Raw genomic sequence first — 16,328 nt, 5'->3', positions numbered from 1 at the left:
GAGGGAAATCATGTCTGGTAAATATGTAGATAATGATTCAGATAAATTAATAATAGTGTTTCAATCTGCTGGAAGAGTTCCACAAGAAGCTATAACATCTTATATCAATAAAGAGGTAACCGATGAGGAAATTGGACGCTACCATGAGAAACATAATTGGTTTAATTGGACTAAAAAAATAGAAGAGGCAGATTTCTATTATATTGAAGACCACTATTCTGGCATATATGGCTGGTACATCAGTGATTTTGGAAAAAATATTATAGATGATATACAAAAAGAAATCAAAAGTATTGTAAGTAAGAAAAATTATCAGATGGTGATATCTTTTGGAAGTAGTAAAGGAGGTACAGGAGCTTTGGTTCATGGTTTATTAAGTCCTTATATAGATAAAATTTTTAGCTTGGTCCCTCAAATAAATATTACAGAATATATTAATAAACATCTTTCAATGCTTAAACCGCTCATTTATGCAGAAAATCAGGACAATATAAATGAGAGCACTATGAATGATATCAATAATTTTATTCATCCTCTAAATATAATACGAAAGAAAACAATTTTCTTTTATACGGGTGTGACAGATGAACAATTTAAAGAAACAAAACAATTTTCAGAAAAAATAGTTAATTGTGGCGTTTCATCTACTCTAATAATTAATGTTGAAAAGAAAAAGCACTCACCAATGGTAATGGATAATGTGGAATTCATTGAAAATTTATTAAAAAGTATTCTTTCCAATAAACGAACAAAAGATAAAAATCTTTTTCAGTTGGAGTCTAAGACATTTTTATATTTAGGAAAGTAGAAAACAATAAAGAATAAGGAGAAAAAATGAAAAAAATAATGCTAATATTTGGCACAAGACCCGAAGCAATTAAGATGTGTCCTTTGGTTAATGAGCTAAAAAGTCGTCCTAATTTTGATGTTAAAGTCTGTGTGACAGGGCAACATAGGGAGATGTTAGATCAAGTTTTACACGTTTTTGATATAAAACCAGATTATGATTTGGAGATAATGAAAAATAATCAAACTTTATTTGATGTAACTTCAGCTATTGTAATGAAAATAAAACCAATCTTAGAAGAGGAAAAACCGGATGTATTATTGGTACATGGTGATACAACCAGTACATTTGCTGCATCTTTAGCTGGCTTTTATCTCCAAATTCCAGTTGGCCATGTTGAAGCTGGTTTACGAACTTACGATATTTATTCTCCATTTCCAGAAGAGTTTAATCGCCAAGCTGTAGGTTTAACCGCGAAATTCCATTTTGCGCCTACAGAGATTTCTAGGCAAAATCTACTTAGAGAAGGAAAAAATAGTTCTGATATTTATGTGACCGGAAATACAGCTATTGATGCCCTAGCCACAACAGTAATTAAAGATTATAAACACCAACAATTAGAATGGGTAGAAAATAGTCGGTTAATAATGATCACAGCACATCGTAGAGAAAATTTGGGAAAACCAATGGAACAAATGTTCCGAGCAATTCGTCGTATTGTTGAAGAACATGGTGATGTAAAAGTCATTTATCCAATTCATCTAAATCCTAAAGTTAGAGCTACTGCTAAAAATATTTTAGGAGATAATGATAGAATTCGTTTGATTGAACCTTTAGAGGTTATTGACTTTCATAATTTTCTTGCGAGAAGTTATATGATTTTGACTGATAGTGGTGGAATTCAAGAAGAGGCACCATCCTTGGGCAAACCTGTTTTAGTAATGCGTGATACTACTGAACGTCCTGAAGGAATTAAAGCAGGTACTTTAAAACTTGTAGGTACTGAAGAAGAAACGATTTATAGAGAGTTTAAAACTTTGCTTGAAGACAGAAATGAGTATGAAAAGATGAGTCATGCAAGTAATCCTTATGGAGATGGTAATGCCTCAAAAAATATTGCTGATATTTTAACTCAAAAATTGTAAGAGATATTTTAAAGTAGAGGAAATAATATATATTTATTAATGACTAAAATAACAGTAAAAACTATTAAAGTTTTAAAAACACAAGTTAAAATCAAGGTTAAAGTGCCCAAAGAACTAAGCAAAACTTTATTATATGTGAAGTCTCGAAAAGATGAACAATATTCGTTTACTGTATCAGCAAGTTCCTTAACGGATACAGAAGTAGTTTTTCTGTTACCGCTTAAAGCAATATCTCCTTTTAGTCTCTATTATGATCTTTACCTAGAATACCAAAATGAAAATGGAGAGCAACAATATCAGAGGATCTGTAATCATTCGAGATTACAACGTCAAGCGATAAATTGGTTACATTTGAAATATCAAACAGTAATAAATGTTAGAAAAAAATATTTAATCACAGCATATTTTGCAGTTGGAGGATATTTAGCTTTACAGATACGAGAAACTGATGAATATGATGCAATTAGGTATAAATTAAAAGAAGTAGTTGCTTTGCTTTTAGTGCCCTTTGTTTACTGGTATTATAAGGATTCAAAGCTTATATACGAAAAATTCTCTAATTACGCGCGTGATAATTCCTTCTATTATTTTACTTATGTGCAAAATAATAGAAAAAATAAACTATTCTATATTATAAAAAAAGACTCACCTGACATATCAAGTTTGTCTCCATTCAGAAAAAATATAGTTTATTTTATGAGTGTTAAACACATTCTTTTGATTGTTATTTCAAAATATTTTATTGCTTCAGAGTCTAAGGGACATGCTTATGCATGGAGACACAATCAAAGTATTGCACGCTTTTTCTTGAACAAGAAGCCATTTGTGTTTTTACAACATGGCGTTTTAGGCTTAAAGAAAGTGGATCGAACTTTCTTCGCTAATAATAAACTAAATCATGCAGATTTATTTATTACCAGTTCATTTGTTGAAAAGAATATAGTTTTAGATCATTTAGGTTACGATGAAAAACAAGTTGCAGTTACAGGTTTAGCACGCTGGGACAACGGAAAACAAATAAAGAAACAAAAAAAAATATTCATTATGCCCACGTGGCGTACACACTTAGAACTTTTATCACACGAAGAATTTTTGAAAAGTAATTTTTATAAAGAGTATTATAATTTAATTCATTCTGAGATTTTAGAAGATATTTTATGTAAATATGATTATTTTTTACATTTTATGATGCACCCTAAATTCATTCAATTCGAAAAGTATTTTACATCAAGTAGTGATCATATAAAAGTGTTATATCAAGATGAACATCCATTAGATGAGGAATTACGATCAAGTGAACTAGTTATCACAGACTATAGTAGTATTATGTGGGATTCGCTTTATTATAATATTCCAATACTTTTATTCCAATTTGACCAAGAGGAGTATTTAAACCTTCAAGGAAGTTATCTAAATATGGAGAAAGATTTATCAAAAATAGTTGTATTTGACGCAGATAGTTTATTACAAAAAATAAAAGCTTTTATTGTTAAGAATGATACACCAGAAATATTGAGCTACCATATGAAATACTTTACTTTTTATGATGGTGAAAATTCGAAAAGAATTGACGAAGCAGTGAGAAGTTGGGAAGAGGAATTTCAATTTATACCTCTTTTAAAAAAATTATTAAGACGGAAATCAAAATAATGGTAGGTAAAGAAATGAACAAAGAAAAACGCATCCTCGTTGCAGGTACCTTTGACATTCTCCACGAAAGCCATGTAGACATGTTACGCAATGCCAAGAACCTTGGCGATAAGCTTATCGTCATGCTTTCGACAGATGAATTCAATGCTCAAAAAGGGAAAAAAGCTTATCAAGAATATGCAACCCGTAAGTATATTTTGGAGTCTATCCGTTATGTTGACCTTGTGGTGCCTGAGCAATCTTGGGAGGACAAAGCGCTCTATATCGATATGTTTGAGGTGGATATTTTTGTCATGGGTGATGATTGGAAAGGAAAATTTGACTTCTTGAAGGAGCAATTTCCTGAGCTGAAAATCATGTATTTCCCACGTGGTAAAACTTCATCTTCAAGTATCAAACAAGATTTAGGGAAGATGTATATTTCTAATATTAAAGAATAAATGAACGATATAAAAAAGATTCTCTCAAAGTTAGGATTTGTTATTAATCCGCTTAAATTAATAAAACTATTGAAACAAGTTGATTATTTATTCAAGCAAAGCCAAAATAATTATCCTAATGATCGAAAGGCAACCGACTTATATTTGAAAATTGATAGTAGTGTGTATATTTTTCAAGGTAAAAAATTTTCTAAAGTAGAAAAACTACCTGAGGTATGTAGTTTAATAACTTTAAGTGAAAGATCTATAACTAAAAGCTTAGCAATTTTAGGAAAAACGGAACAAACAGATATCAATGCTTTATTAAAAGCTTTAAGTAAAGTAAAAAATGCGGATACTTTTCACAAAGTAATTGATGGAATTTCAGAAGATTTCTCTACAAACTTATCAATGAGTCAGTTAGTTAAAATAGTAGGTAAAAAATTTATTTAGAATGTAATGAAAGGGACAATATTGATTTTATTAGCGAGACTAAGACTATTTTTTATAAGAACAATAATGTACCCCTTTCTGTTTATTTTAGGAGTAGTTTTTAAGACAAATTCAAAGATTATTTTGTTGACCTCATTTAATGGGAAATCCTACTCGGATAATCCACGCTATCTGTTTGAATATATGAGAGATTCGGAACAGTTTTCTGATTATCAACTCATCTGGGCTTTCCAAAAAAAACAAGTCATAGCAGGAGCAAAAACGGTAAAATTTAACTCGCTTCAATATTATTACTATCTTTCTAAAGCCAAATATTGGATCTTCAACTCCAAAATGGCACCTTATTATTATAAGAAGTCAGACCAAGTTTACTTACAAACTTGGCATGGCGTTCCCTTGAAGCGATTAGGGCATGACATCATAGATAATGGTTCAACTTATTATCGAAGCAAACAAAGCTACAAACAGATGGTAAAGTCCTATGATAAGGACCGGAGGCATTGGGATTATCTTATCGCTTCTAGTCCCTTCTCGGCTCAGGTATTTGAAACGGCATTCGCTTTTCCGCAGCCAAAAATGCTCCATATTGGTTACCCGCGTGTTGATTGTTTGGTGCATCCAGATCCTGTAAAGATCGCAGAATTAAAGAGGAAGTATCATTTGCCAACAAATAAAAAAATAATTCTTTATGCTCCAACATGGCGAGATAATGCTTATAGTAATACAGGCTACACCTTTGAATTAAAGGTCGATTTTTACAAATGGAAAAGGGCGCTTGGAGAAGGCTACATTGTTTTGTTTAAACCGCATTACTTGATTTGTAGCACTTACCATATCCCTCGTTATTTAAATAATTTTGTGTTTTTCATGGATCCAAATCAGGATATTAACGAGGCTTACTTGGTGAGTGATGCCCTGATTACAGACTATTCAAGTGTGTTCTTTGATTATGCACAACTTGGAAGACCGATTTACTTTTATATGTACGATCTTGAATATTATGCTGAAGAATTACGAGGATTTTATCTCAGAGTCCCTGATGATTTACCTAATGATGTCGTAAAAACAGAAGAAGAACTTCTAAAAATGATTAAAGATGATTGTTTTGACTACCAAAGGCTGCGCGCTTTTAACGAGAGATTTAATCCGTGGAATGATGGTAGTGCTTGTGAAAAAATTGTAAGTGAGGTTTTTAATGAAACTTAAATCCATCGTGTTAACCTTCATTTTGGCACTCTTCTACCCCTTCACTTTTCTCTGTCGTGTCCATCAAAACCGTATCACTTTCATTTCACTTGAGCATGAAAATCTGTCCAAGGATTTCAAAATTTTGCATGATAAGTTAAGCACCAAGCAAGAGTACGAGATAAAAACTTTGCTTTTCAAGTTCCAGCCCACTTTTCTAGGACAACTCCAGTATGGACTGGCTTGTATTCAGCAACTTTTCGTCCTTCAAAGTTCGAAACTGGTGATTATTGACTATAACAACTTTGTCATTTCTAAATTTCCCCATCGTAAAGAAGTCAAAGTTCTAGAGCTTTGGCATGCCACAGCAGCCCTAAAAAATTTTGGCAACTGTGTCCAAAGGGATTATGAAATTAAAAACTATGATTATGCTATTGCTAACTCAGATTTTTATAAAAGAGTGTATGCACAAGCTTTCAATCTTCCTGAAGAAAACGTCCTTGTTACAGGTATTCCTAACAATGACAAAATCTTCGATGACCATTTTGTTCAAGACACCAAAGTACGACTTCTTGAAAAGTATCCTGTTTTGGCTAATAAAAAAGTCATTACTTATGCCCCAACATTTCGTGGACGGATCAGTACATATTTTAAAGAAGCCAAGATTGATTTGGCGCGCGTGCACCAAGCCTTGGGTGAAGATTATGTCATTATCTACAAGGCGCATCCACTTATTTCGGGTTCGGCTTATGAGAATAATCCTCATGTCCTTTTCATCGAAGAAGAACCGATCTCCTCGATTTTCTGCGTCACGGATGTTTTGATAACCGATTATTCGGCTATTGCAGTGGATTGGATGGTCTTTGATAAACCCATCATCGCTTATGTGCCCGACTTTAAAAGCTACTCTAAAAAACCAGGTTTAACAATCGATTACTTGCAAGAATTTCCCGGAGAGGTTACTTTTAATGAAGGTGAACTTATCCAAGCGCTCCAGGCAACGGATAGCACATCCTACCAAAAGGAAAGAGCTCTCTTTTTCAAGAAAACCTACAACTATTGTGATGGCAAAGCGACAGAACGTGTGCTTAAGGTGATTGAAGATCTTATGACTGAAAAAACAGTAGAGAAAAATATGAGGGAAGTAGAGATATGAAAACGATAAAAAAACGAAAGAAGTTAGGTTGGTTTATTAGCTTTGGCCTTCTACTAATTGTAGGCTGGTCTGCATTTATAATTATGACTCCTAAAAAACAAGAAGAACCCCATGGTCAAGCTCAAAGTGTACAACATACTGATCAAGAGTCAGGTTATATTGCCTCCAACAGTTCGAAAGAAGCAGTCAAGTCTTCTGAAAGTATTGTCAAAGATACAGGAGAAGCCCGCACGATAAAACTAAACTCGAAAGAGGGGTGCAAGAAGTTTACTGATCTTTCATCGGGCAGTTTTAAAATTTATAAAGCCAACAATGTCGAAGTATTAAAAACGGCAACTTCGGTTGATGCTCCGGCTTTTACCTTGCAAGAAATTATGCAAAAATACCCTGAGGCTTTAATCATGAATGCTTCTGGATTTAATATGAGTACTATGCACATCACAGGCTTTCAGATGAACAATGGAAAACTTTTTAAGGATTGGGGTTCAGATAAGAGAGCTAACACTGCCTTTGTTATCAATAACGACGGTAGTAGTCAAACCTATGACTCTTCTGTACCCGCCTCAACAATCATTGAAAATGGTGGGCAAATGAGTTTCAGTTTTGGTTCGGTATTAATCCGTGATGGTGAAATTCAAAAAAATGATGGTTCAGTGAATTGGATGATTCACTCTTTCATAGCCAATGATGCTCACAATAATCTTTACCTTATTATTTCGGATACAAGTACAGGATTCGATCAAATTATGGATAAGTTTAAAGAATTGGATTTAAAAAACGCAGTTGTTATGGATGGCGGCGGATCAAGTCAAATGGCCTTTAAAGGTGAAGTAGTATACCTGAGTCAGGATCAACGCTCAGTTAATGATTTTATCATTCTTAAATAAGGAGAGAGTTATGGGAGAAGAAACTTATAGACGGTCAAGGGGAAAAATAACTACTAAAAAAAAGAGTAAGTTTCCTAAAGTTATCGGTATTACTTTACTTGTCTTGATATTTATTTTTACTGGCTTAGGAGTATTCTTCTATCAAAGTTCAAAAACAGCTATCGATAAGGCTAATACTTTGCATCTTGCAGAAGCACATCCGGTAAACTTAAAGAAAGGAGAAACATTTACGACTTTAATTCTTGGAACAGCTCATGTAGATAATGAGAAAGTGCTTATGACTTCCAGCCTTACTTCTACAAATGCGAAGCTCAAAAAAACAAGTCTGATCAATGTCCAACCTCTTTTAGTTTTTCCAGATCAAACAACGCTCTATCAAAGTTATACTCAGGGTGGAGCAGAAGCAGTCAGTAAGAAGTTTAATGAGACCTTTGGTACAGAAACTAATAAAGTAGTGGAAATCAACTTTGATAACATGGGAAAACTGGTCGAGGCTAGTGGGGGAATCGTTGTGCAGAATACAGCAGCTTTTGTATCCAAAGGCTTCAAATTTGAGCAAGGTTCTGTCCAGTTAAAAACAGCAGATGAAGTTTCAGCTTATCTCAGCTTGCTTAACTCTAACGATCAGAAGGGCTATACAGATAGACTACAAGATGTAGCTATTTCTACATTTGAGAATTTGAAAAAGCCTTCCGTCCTTGCGCGACACTCTTTAGCGATTCTGAAAAGTTTTCCTGAGGTTGTCAATACTAACATCAGCTTTCCAGATTTTATGAATATTGTTAAACACTATAAAAAGGCGCTTAAAGTAAGTAAAATAAACGTCCATGCGACTAAAATCTCAGGAAACAAGACCCAACTTGTTACCCAAGAAACGCTACACAAGGTCAAAAATAAATTTGAAAATACTTTAAAATAATAAGGAAAATAAAGACGGCAGCTAGCCGTTTTTATTTATAATTTCATGATAAAAATTGGGTGAAAATTGAACTTTCCTATTGACAAGAAAATGAATAAGCGTTATAATGTGTATATACCAATTTGAAAAAGGAGACTCTCTTATGAAAGTTATCACAGTAAAAAACCAACTTGAAGGTGCAAAAATCGGCTTTGACTTACTCAAAGAAGCAATGGATAATGGAGCAAAAACACTTGGACTTGCTACAGGTTCAACTCCAGTAGAATTCTACAACCAAATCGTTAAATCAAATCTTGATTTTTCAGATATGACTTCAGTAAACTTGGACGAGTATGTTGGACTTGATGGTTCAGATGAACAATCTTACCGTTACTTTATGAGCAAACACCTTTTCAATGAAAAACCGTTCAAAGAAAACTTCTTGCCAAATGGTAAGGCGGCAGATTTGGAAGCAGAAACAAAAGCTTATGACCAAATCATTGCTGAACACCCGATTGATTTCCAAATTCTTGGAATTGGTCAAAACGGACACATTGGTTTCAACGAACCTGGAACTTCATTTGAAGAAACAACACACGTTGTCGATCTCCAAGAAAGTACAATTAAAGCAAATGCACGTTTCTTTGAAAACGAAGAAGATGTGCCACGTCAAGCGATTTCTATGGGTATCGCTTCAATCATGGCAGCTAAATCAATCGTATTGATGGCTTATGGCGAATCAAAAGCAGAAGCAATTAAAGGAATGGTTGAAGGTGAAATCACTGAAGATATGCCAGCATCTATCTTGCAAAAACATGCTGATGTTGTTGTTATTGCAGATGAAGCAGCAGCGGCCTTGTTGAGCAAATAATATAAATAAAAAAAGGTCCAGAATTCTGGATCTTTTTTTTATTTAAAAACACGTGTTGCTTCGACAGCTTTTTTCCAACCCTGATGAAGTGTTTGTCGTCGTTTTTCATCCATTTGAGGTTGGAAGCTTTGCCCTTCTGAATAAGAGCTTTTTATTTCATCAATGTCTTTCCAAAAACCAACTGCTAAACCAGCCAAGAAAGCTGCACCAAGAGCTGTAGTTTCAAGATCCTTGGCTTTTTGGACGGGAATATTAAGGGTATCCGCTTGGAACTGCATTAAATAGCTATTATTAGCTGCACCTCCGTCAACTTTCAGTAATGGAATATCAATTCCTGAATCTTCTTGCATCGCATCAATAATGTCCTTGACTTGATAAGCAATACCTTGTAAGGTAGCTTTGATAATATCGTTATTGCTGGTTCCTCGTGTAATGCCAAAGATAGCCCCACGAGCATCCTGATCCCAATACGGAGCACCTAAACCCACAAAAGCAGGTACAACATAGACTTCATCATTATTGTTAGAAGCCAAAGCCGCTGCTTCAGATTCTTTACTGTTATCAATCATTTTCAGACTATCACGGAGCCATTGGACAGAAGAGCCAGCAACAAAAACGGACCCTTCAAGAGCGTAGGTAACTTGACCATTAATACTGTAACCAATCGTGGTTAAAAGATCATTGGATAGTTGTGCCTCTTGACCTGTGTTCATGACGATGAAGGCACCAGTACCATAAGTACTTTTAATCATTCCCGGTTCAAAAGCCATTTGGCCAAATAAAGCCGCTTGTTGATCTCCAGCCATCCCTGCAATAGCTATTTCTGAGCCAAAGAAATGATAGGGCTTGGTCATACCGTAGCATTCAGAATTAGAAACGGGGCGAGGAAGCATAGCTGCCGGAATATTCAAGAGGTCGAGAATATCCTGGTCCCATTGGAGATTATGGATGTTAAAAAGCATGGTCCGGCTTGCATTAGAATAGTCTGTTACATGCGTTTCACCATCGGTTAATTTCCAGACTAACCAACTGTCAATAGTACCAAAGAGCAATTCACCACGTTCAGCGCGTTCCTGCGCGCCGTCAACCCTATCTAAAATCCAACGTATTTTAGTGGCTGAAAAGTAAGAGTCAATAACAAGACCAGTTTTTTGGTGGATAAGTTCAGAATGGCCGTTTTTTTTCAAAGTATCAGCTATGGCCGCCGATTGTCTAGATTGCCAGACGATTGCATTATAAATGGGCATGCCTGTTTTTTTATCCCATACAACGGTAGTTTCACGTTGATTGGTAATACCAATCGCTCCGACTTCTGCAGGTTTGATGCCTGATTGGATAAGTGCTTCGGAGACAACAGATTGTACCGAATTCCAAATCTCATTGGCATCATGTTCAACCCATCCAGCTTGAGGAAAATGCTGCTGTAACTCTTTTTGTGAACTGCCGACGTGCTGTCCTTGCTTGTTAAAGATTATCGCGCGAGAACTTGTTGTCCCTTGGTCAATTGACATAATGTATTTTGCTTGCATGTAGAGCTCCTTGTATACTTCTCATTATCTTAATTATATCAGAAGTAGCAGAAGGGAGAAAACTATATCTGCACTATAAAACAAAAATACTTACAGCCGAATATTATGATTTTATATTTACACCTAAAACTGTCAAGTGACCATTTGAAATTAATTTAACGATAAGATGTGCAAAATCACTCGGTTTCATGGTACTCGGTGAAGAAACCCACCATTTAAGTGTGCCTGCTAAGATAGAAGTAATATAGCTGATGACAAAATCACTTGGAACTAATACATCGTGTTCCCGAATTTCCAGCTTATCGAAAAGTTCGGTATAACGTTCGGTTAATATCTCGATAAAACGATTAATAATCGTTTGGTCCTGTGATTTATCCATCACAATTTGTGCTACTTCTGGATTTTGACGTACAAAGTCGTAGAAGCGCGCCAACATCTCTTCAATATCATTGACATAAACATCAGTTCCATCTACAGGATTTTGTTCATCTAAAATTTTGATAAAATCCATGATAAAAGTATCAATTAAACTGTCATAAAGATCTTGCTTGTCGGCATAATGTGCATAAAAAGTTGCACGATTTATCATTGCAGCATCTGCAATTTCTTGAATGGAAATTTTTTCAAATTTTTTATTTCTTAACAAAGAAAAGAAAGCTTGTGTAATCATTTTTCGTGTTCTTAAGACACGTAAATCATTTATTTTAGCCATATTAATACATTCCCCCTTTACTTGTAGGTTAAACAACATAATAGTAGTATCTGTTGTTTATTATAGTCCTTTATGATAAATTCTACCGATTTAAGCTATGTAAAACATTTTTGACATAAACGACACGCAACTTTTAAATGTTGTTTAAATGACATTAACTTGTAACTTGACGGTTGAAAAATGAGGAATAAATGATAAAATAGACAATGAATAAGATAAGCAACAGCCTGTCAAATAGAGAAGGAAAAAATACTATGAAAAGTTATAAGGCTGGGATTGATGTCGGCTCTACTACAGTAAAACTCGTTGTTTTTGATGAGGAATATCAGCTCCTTTTTAGCCGATATGAACGTCATTTTTCAGATGTAAAAACGGCAACGATAAAAGTATTAAAAGAATTGTTGGAAGAGAGAGGCGAGTGTTCACTTACCTTAGCAATCACAGGCTCTGGGGGAATGGGACTTGCAGATGTAATTGATGTCCCTTTTATCCAAGAAGTTATTGCTAGCTCGATTACTATCGAGAAATTTATTCCTGAAACAGATGTCATGATTGAACTTGGGGGTGAAGATGCCAAGATGACCTTTTTTGACGCAGGTACCCAAGAACTACGTATGAATGGGACTTGTGCTGGTGGGACAGGAGCTTTTATTGACCAGATGGCGGCTTTACTCAAAGTAGATGCTGCGGGTGTCAATACATTAGCTAAAGACTATGAGAAAATATACCCCATTGCTAGCCGTTGTGGAGTTTTTGCCAAAACAGATGTTCAGCCCCTTCTCAATGAAGGAGTACGCAAAGAAGATATAGCTGCTTCAATCTTCCAAGCCGTGGTGAATCAAACGATTGCTGGGTTAGCTTCCGGTCGTAAGATTACGGGAAAAATCGCTTTTCTCGGTGGACCGCTCTATTTTATGAGCGAATTGCGCAAACGTTTTATTGAAACTTTGGACATTGCAGAAGAGGATGTTATTTTTCCGGAAAATCCTCAACTTTTTGTGGCGATGGGTGCTGCTCTTGCTGAGGAAACAAGAACAAGTACGATTCGTACTTTAATTGATAATCTAGAAAGTGACAATAGCGACAGCTTGATTCCACAGGATACGTTGGATCGTCTTTTTGAAAATGAACAAGAGTTAGCAGATTTTCGAGCACGACATGCTAAGGCAAAAGCAAGCTATAAAAAGCTCTCTGAACATCAAGGAGCAACTTTTTTAGGGATTGATGCTGGATCAACCACAACAAAAATTGTGCTCATTGATGGTGAGGGTCATATTCTTTTTGATCATTATGGTTCAAATAATGGTGAACCTTTAGAGTCAGTCATTGACGTCTTAAAAGAAGTCTATCGTTTACTGCCAAAAGATGTTTATATTGCCAAATCTACTGTGACCGGCTATGGTGAACACCTGATTAAAGCTGCACTCCGAGTCGATTACGGGGAAGTTGAAACGATGGCGCACTATAAGGCAGCGGACTATTTTAATCCCGGTGTGGACTTTATTTTAGATATTGGTGGCCAAGACATGAAAGCTATGCGGATCACCGATGGTGCTTTAAGTTCAATATCTTTAAACGAAGCTTGTTCTTCTGGTTGTGGTTCTTTCATTGAAACTTTCGCTCATTCTTTGAAATACGATGTGCGTGACTTTGCTGAAATTGCACTATTAGCAAAACATCCTGTAAATCTGGGCTCACGTTGCACAGTCTTTATGAATTCGAAAGTGAAGCAAGTCCAAAAAGAAGGTGCGACTGTAGGAGATATCTCTGCTGGTTTAAGTTACTCTGTCATCAAAAATGCCCTCTATAAAGTAATTAAAGTTAAACGTCCTGAAGAATTAGGAACAAAGATTGTCGTTCAAGGTGGGACTTTCTATAATGAAGCTGTACTTCGTGCTTTCGAAAAAATCTCCGAACGTGAAGTTGTCCGTCCCTCTATAGCAGGACTTATGGGCGCTTATGGCTGTGCTTTAATTTCGCTAGAAAAGGAGGAGTATGGGCAAAAATCAAGAATTCTGAACTTGCACGATTTGGAAGCATTCAGCACACAAAAAGAATTTATGGTTTGTGGCCTTTGCGAAAATCAGTGTAAAATGACGTTGACCGTCTTTAATGATGGCAGTAAGTTTGTTACAGGAAACCGCTGTGAGCGAGGCGCAGAAAAAGCAACACAAGTAAAAGTTGACAAACGTGATAAAAAGGTTAATCTTGTCGACTATAAATACAAGAAACTTTTCAAATACCGGAGCTTAACCAAGAAAAAACAAACCCGTGGAGAAATAGGGATTCCGCGTGTCCTAAATATGTATGAAAATTACCCGCTCTGGCATACCATGTTAACGGATCTAGGTTTCAGAGTAGTATTATCCCCTAAGTCTGATAAAGAACTTTTTGAAAAAGGAATTGAAACAATTCCTTCTGATACAGTTTGTTATCCTGCCAAGCTATCACATGGACACATTATGTCCTTGATTCAAAAGGATGTTCCGGCTATCTTTTATCCTTCAGTGCTTTATGAACAAAAAGAACAGGCTCAAGCAGAAAATAATTATAACTGTCCGATTGTTCAGTCTTATCCCGAAGTGATTCGTAACAATATTGATGAAATTCGAGAAGGTAAAGTTAAATACCTTCATCCATTTATTAATCTAGCTGATCAGGAAGGTGTAGCTGTCAATGTCCATAAAGCTTTGCTTGGGCAGGGTTTCAAAGTGGATTTATCTGAAGTGAAGGCTGCAGTTTTCCACGGTTTTGAAGAGATGGAGAACTTCAAGCAAGACATTCGGGATAAGGCAGAAGAGTTGCTCATGCAGATTAACCTTAACAAGGAAAAAGCTATAGTTCTCTCAGGTCGTCCTTATCATTTGGATCCAGAGATTAATCATGGCATTGCTGACATTATTACGCAAGAAGGTTTCCACGTCCTTACAGAGGACAGCATTGCACATCTTGAAGAAGTTGCTGGGCTGCGCGTTGTTAATCAATGGGTTTACCACTCACGCCTTTATGCTGCAGCGCAAGTAGTGTGTAAAAATAAAAATTTGGAATTAGTACAATTGAATTCATTTGGTTGTGGTTTGGATGCAGTGACAACAGACCAAGTCGAAGAAATTATGCGCAACCATAATAAACTCTATACAGTCCTTAAGATTGATGAAGGCTCAAATATGGGAGCAGTGCGTATTCGTTTACGTTCTCTCAAGGCAGCAGTTTCAGAACGTCATCGACATGGTGTTGAAGAAAATATTCAAATCAAAGAAATTGTTGAGACACATCCGGTTTTTACAAAAGAAATGGCTAAAAAACACACGCTTCTCATGCCAATGTTGTCGCCAATTCACCAAGAAGGCTTGCTTGAGAACGCTTTTGCAGCTTCAGGTTACAATGTAGTTGTTTTGCCAGAAACCCAAAGCTCGGTGAACAACGGACTAAAATTTGTGAATAATGATTCTTGCTACCCTGCAATCATAACGATTGGTCAACTCATCGAAGCTCTCCAATCTGGCGAATACGATGTAAACAATACATCCGTCATGATGACCCAAACAGGTGGTGGATGTCGCGCAACAAACTATATTCCTTTACTTCGTAAGGCACTTGTCGATGCAGGTTTCCCCCAAGTTCCAGTGGTAAGCTTATCCATGGGCAACCAAGGGACAGAAAAAGGCTTTAAGTTTACTGTGCCACTTTTGACTCGTTTTATGATTGCTGTGCTTTATGGAGATTTGTTTGAGCGCGTGGTTTATCGGACGCGGCCTTATGAAGCTGAAAAAGGTTCAGTCAATGCACTTCATGCGAAATGGTTAGAAAAAGCACAACATAATGTTAAATCTGCTTCTATTTTTGAATTCAACAAGAACATGAAACAGATAATCAAGGACTTTGATAATATCGAACTCCTTGATATTCAAAAACCTCGTGTGGGTGTTGTCGGTGAAATTCTGGTTAAATACAGCAAAACTGCCAATAATGATATTGTGAAAATTATCGAAGAAGAAGGCGCTGAAGCAGTAGTTCTCGATTTGATTGGTTTTATGAACTATTCTTTATACAACCAAATTTGGAAAACAGATGAGATTGGTTTTGCTAAGAAAAATAAATTGATGGCAAAAACACTACTCTCTATTATTAATATGTTGGAAAAACCGATGGATAAAGCTTTACGTGCTTCTGACCGTTTTGACGGTATTGAGTCTATTTATGAAATAGCGGCTAATACAGAAGGAATCGTTTCAGTAGGTAATCACACAGGTGAAGGCTGGTTCTTGACAGGAGAAATGATTGAGCTGTTGCAAAAAGGCGTTCAAAACATCGTCTGTCTCCAACCATTTGGCTGCCTTCCCAACCATATTGTCGGTAAAGGAATGCTGAAAGAGTTACGTCGGCAATATCCGGGTGCAAATATTAGCCCAATTGATTATGATCCAGGTGTTTCTGCGGTCAACCAGCTCAATCGGATTCGTTTGATGATGGCAACAGCTAAAAAAGCAATGAAGGAAGAAGTAACAGTTTAAAATAAAAAAAGCATTTTTGTAAATGCTTTTTTTTTACTTAATTTTAGTTGGGAATTTATATTCTTGACAATTCTATTTTTTAAAAGTATAATTCAATTTATATAAAAGTATAGTCTTTTATA

At 35.7% G+C, this 16,328-nt stretch carries 13 protein-coding genes; 11 read left to right on the top strand and 2 right to left on the bottom strand.

Annotated elements, in window-relative coordinates; all coding sequences use genetic code 11:
- The first annotated feature begins 10 nt into the window (after positions 1–10).
- The 10 genes from J0J35_RS04605 to nagB all read left to right on the top strand — a co-directional run bounded on the left by J0J35_RS04605 (position 11) and on the right by nagB (position 9,451).
- Positions 11–808, top strand: a complete 798-nt coding sequence (locus J0J35_RS04605) for a hypothetical protein (protein WP_206918003.1) — start codon at positions 11–13, stop codon at positions 806–808.
- Positions 809–834: 26 nt separating this feature from the next.
- Positions 835–1,932 carry a non-hydrolyzing UDP-N-acetylglucosamine 2-epimerase gene (gene wecB, locus J0J35_RS04600; RefSeq protein WP_086582916.1) on the top strand — a complete coding sequence of 366 codons (1,098 nt, stop codon included), beginning with the start codon at positions 835–837 and terminating at the stop codon, positions 1,930–1,932.
- 39 nt (positions 1,933–1,971) lie between these two features.
- Positions 1,972–3,582 carry a CDP-glycerol glycerophosphotransferase family protein gene (locus J0J35_RS04595; RefSeq protein ID WP_086582917.1) on the top strand — a complete coding sequence of 537 codons (1,611 nt, stop codon included), beginning with the start codon at positions 1,972–1,974 and terminating at the stop codon, positions 3,580–3,582.
- A gap of 14 nt (positions 3,583–3,596) precedes the next feature.
- Positions 3,597–4,022: a glycerol-3-phosphate cytidylyltransferase gene (tagD, locus tag J0J35_RS04590; protein ID WP_029346251.1), complete on the top strand. Its 426-nt coding sequence runs from the start codon at positions 3,597–3,599 to the stop codon at positions 4,020–4,022.
- Entirely contained in the window at positions 4,023–4,454 is a 432-nt protein-coding gene (locus tag J0J35_RS04585; protein WP_117517307.1) for a hypothetical protein, read from the top strand.
- A 6-nt stretch (positions 4,455–4,460) separates the two neighbouring features.
- A complete protein-coding gene (locus J0J35_RS04580) occupies positions 4,461–5,660 on the top strand; it encodes a CDP-glycerol glycerophosphotransferase family protein (protein ID WP_206918002.1) in 1,200 nt (399 codons plus the stop codon).
- Entirely contained in the window at positions 5,650–6,795 is a 1,146-nt protein-coding gene (locus J0J35_RS04575; RefSeq protein ID WP_206918000.1) for a CDP-glycerol glycerophosphotransferase family protein, read from the top strand. The genes J0J35_RS04580 and J0J35_RS04575 overlap by 11 nt, the downstream gene beginning before the upstream one ends.
- Positions 6,792–7,682 (top strand): phosphodiester glycosidase family protein, encoded by an 891-nt coding sequence (locus J0J35_RS04570; protein WP_206917997.1) that lies wholly within the window; start codon positions 6,792–6,794, stop codon positions 7,680–7,682. The genes J0J35_RS04575 and J0J35_RS04570 overlap by 4 nt, the downstream gene beginning before the upstream one ends.
- 10 nt (positions 7,683–7,692) lie before the next feature.
- Positions 7,693–8,601, top strand: coding sequence for an LCP family protein (locus tag J0J35_RS04565; protein WP_206917993.1), 909 nt, complete (start codon positions 7,693–7,695; stop codon positions 8,599–8,601).
- A gap of 142 nt (positions 8,602–8,743) precedes the next feature.
- Entirely contained in the window at positions 8,744–9,451 is a 708-nt protein-coding gene (gene nagB, locus J0J35_RS04560; protein ID WP_117517317.1) for a glucosamine-6-phosphate deaminase, read from the top strand.
- A gap of 38 nt (positions 9,452–9,489) precedes the next feature.
- On the opposite strand, the gene glpK is transcribed toward nagB, so the two are convergent.
- Positions 9,490–10,980, bottom strand: a complete 1,491-nt coding sequence (gene glpK, locus J0J35_RS04555) for a glycerol kinase GlpK (RefSeq protein WP_206917991.1) — start codon at positions 10,978–10,980, stop codon at positions 9,490–9,492.
- 103 nt (positions 10,981–11,083) lie between these two features.
- Complete coding sequence (locus J0J35_RS04550; protein WP_117517321.1) at positions 11,084–11,692, bottom strand: TetR/AcrR family transcriptional regulator; 609 nt, start codon at positions 11,690–11,692, stop codon at positions 11,084–11,086.
- A 254-nt stretch (positions 11,693–11,946) separates the two neighbouring features.
- On the opposite strand from J0J35_RS04550, the gene J0J35_RS04545 reads away from it, so the two are divergent.
- The gene (locus tag J0J35_RS04545; protein WP_206917986.1) at positions 11,947–16,206 is read left to right on the top strand and encodes a 2-hydroxyacyl-CoA dehydratase; all 4,260 of its coding nucleotides are present in this window, start codon (positions 11,947–11,949) and stop codon (positions 16,204–16,206) included.
- Positions 16,207–16,328 lie beyond the last annotated feature (122 nt).

The organism is Lactococcus sp. LG606, assembly GCF_017309645.1.
GTDB lineage: Bacteria > Bacillota > Bacilli > Lactobacillales > Streptococcaceae > Lactococcus > Lactococcus petauri.
Note: the sequence above shows the minus strand (reverse complement) of the source record. Positions and strands in the feature narration are given on the sequence as shown.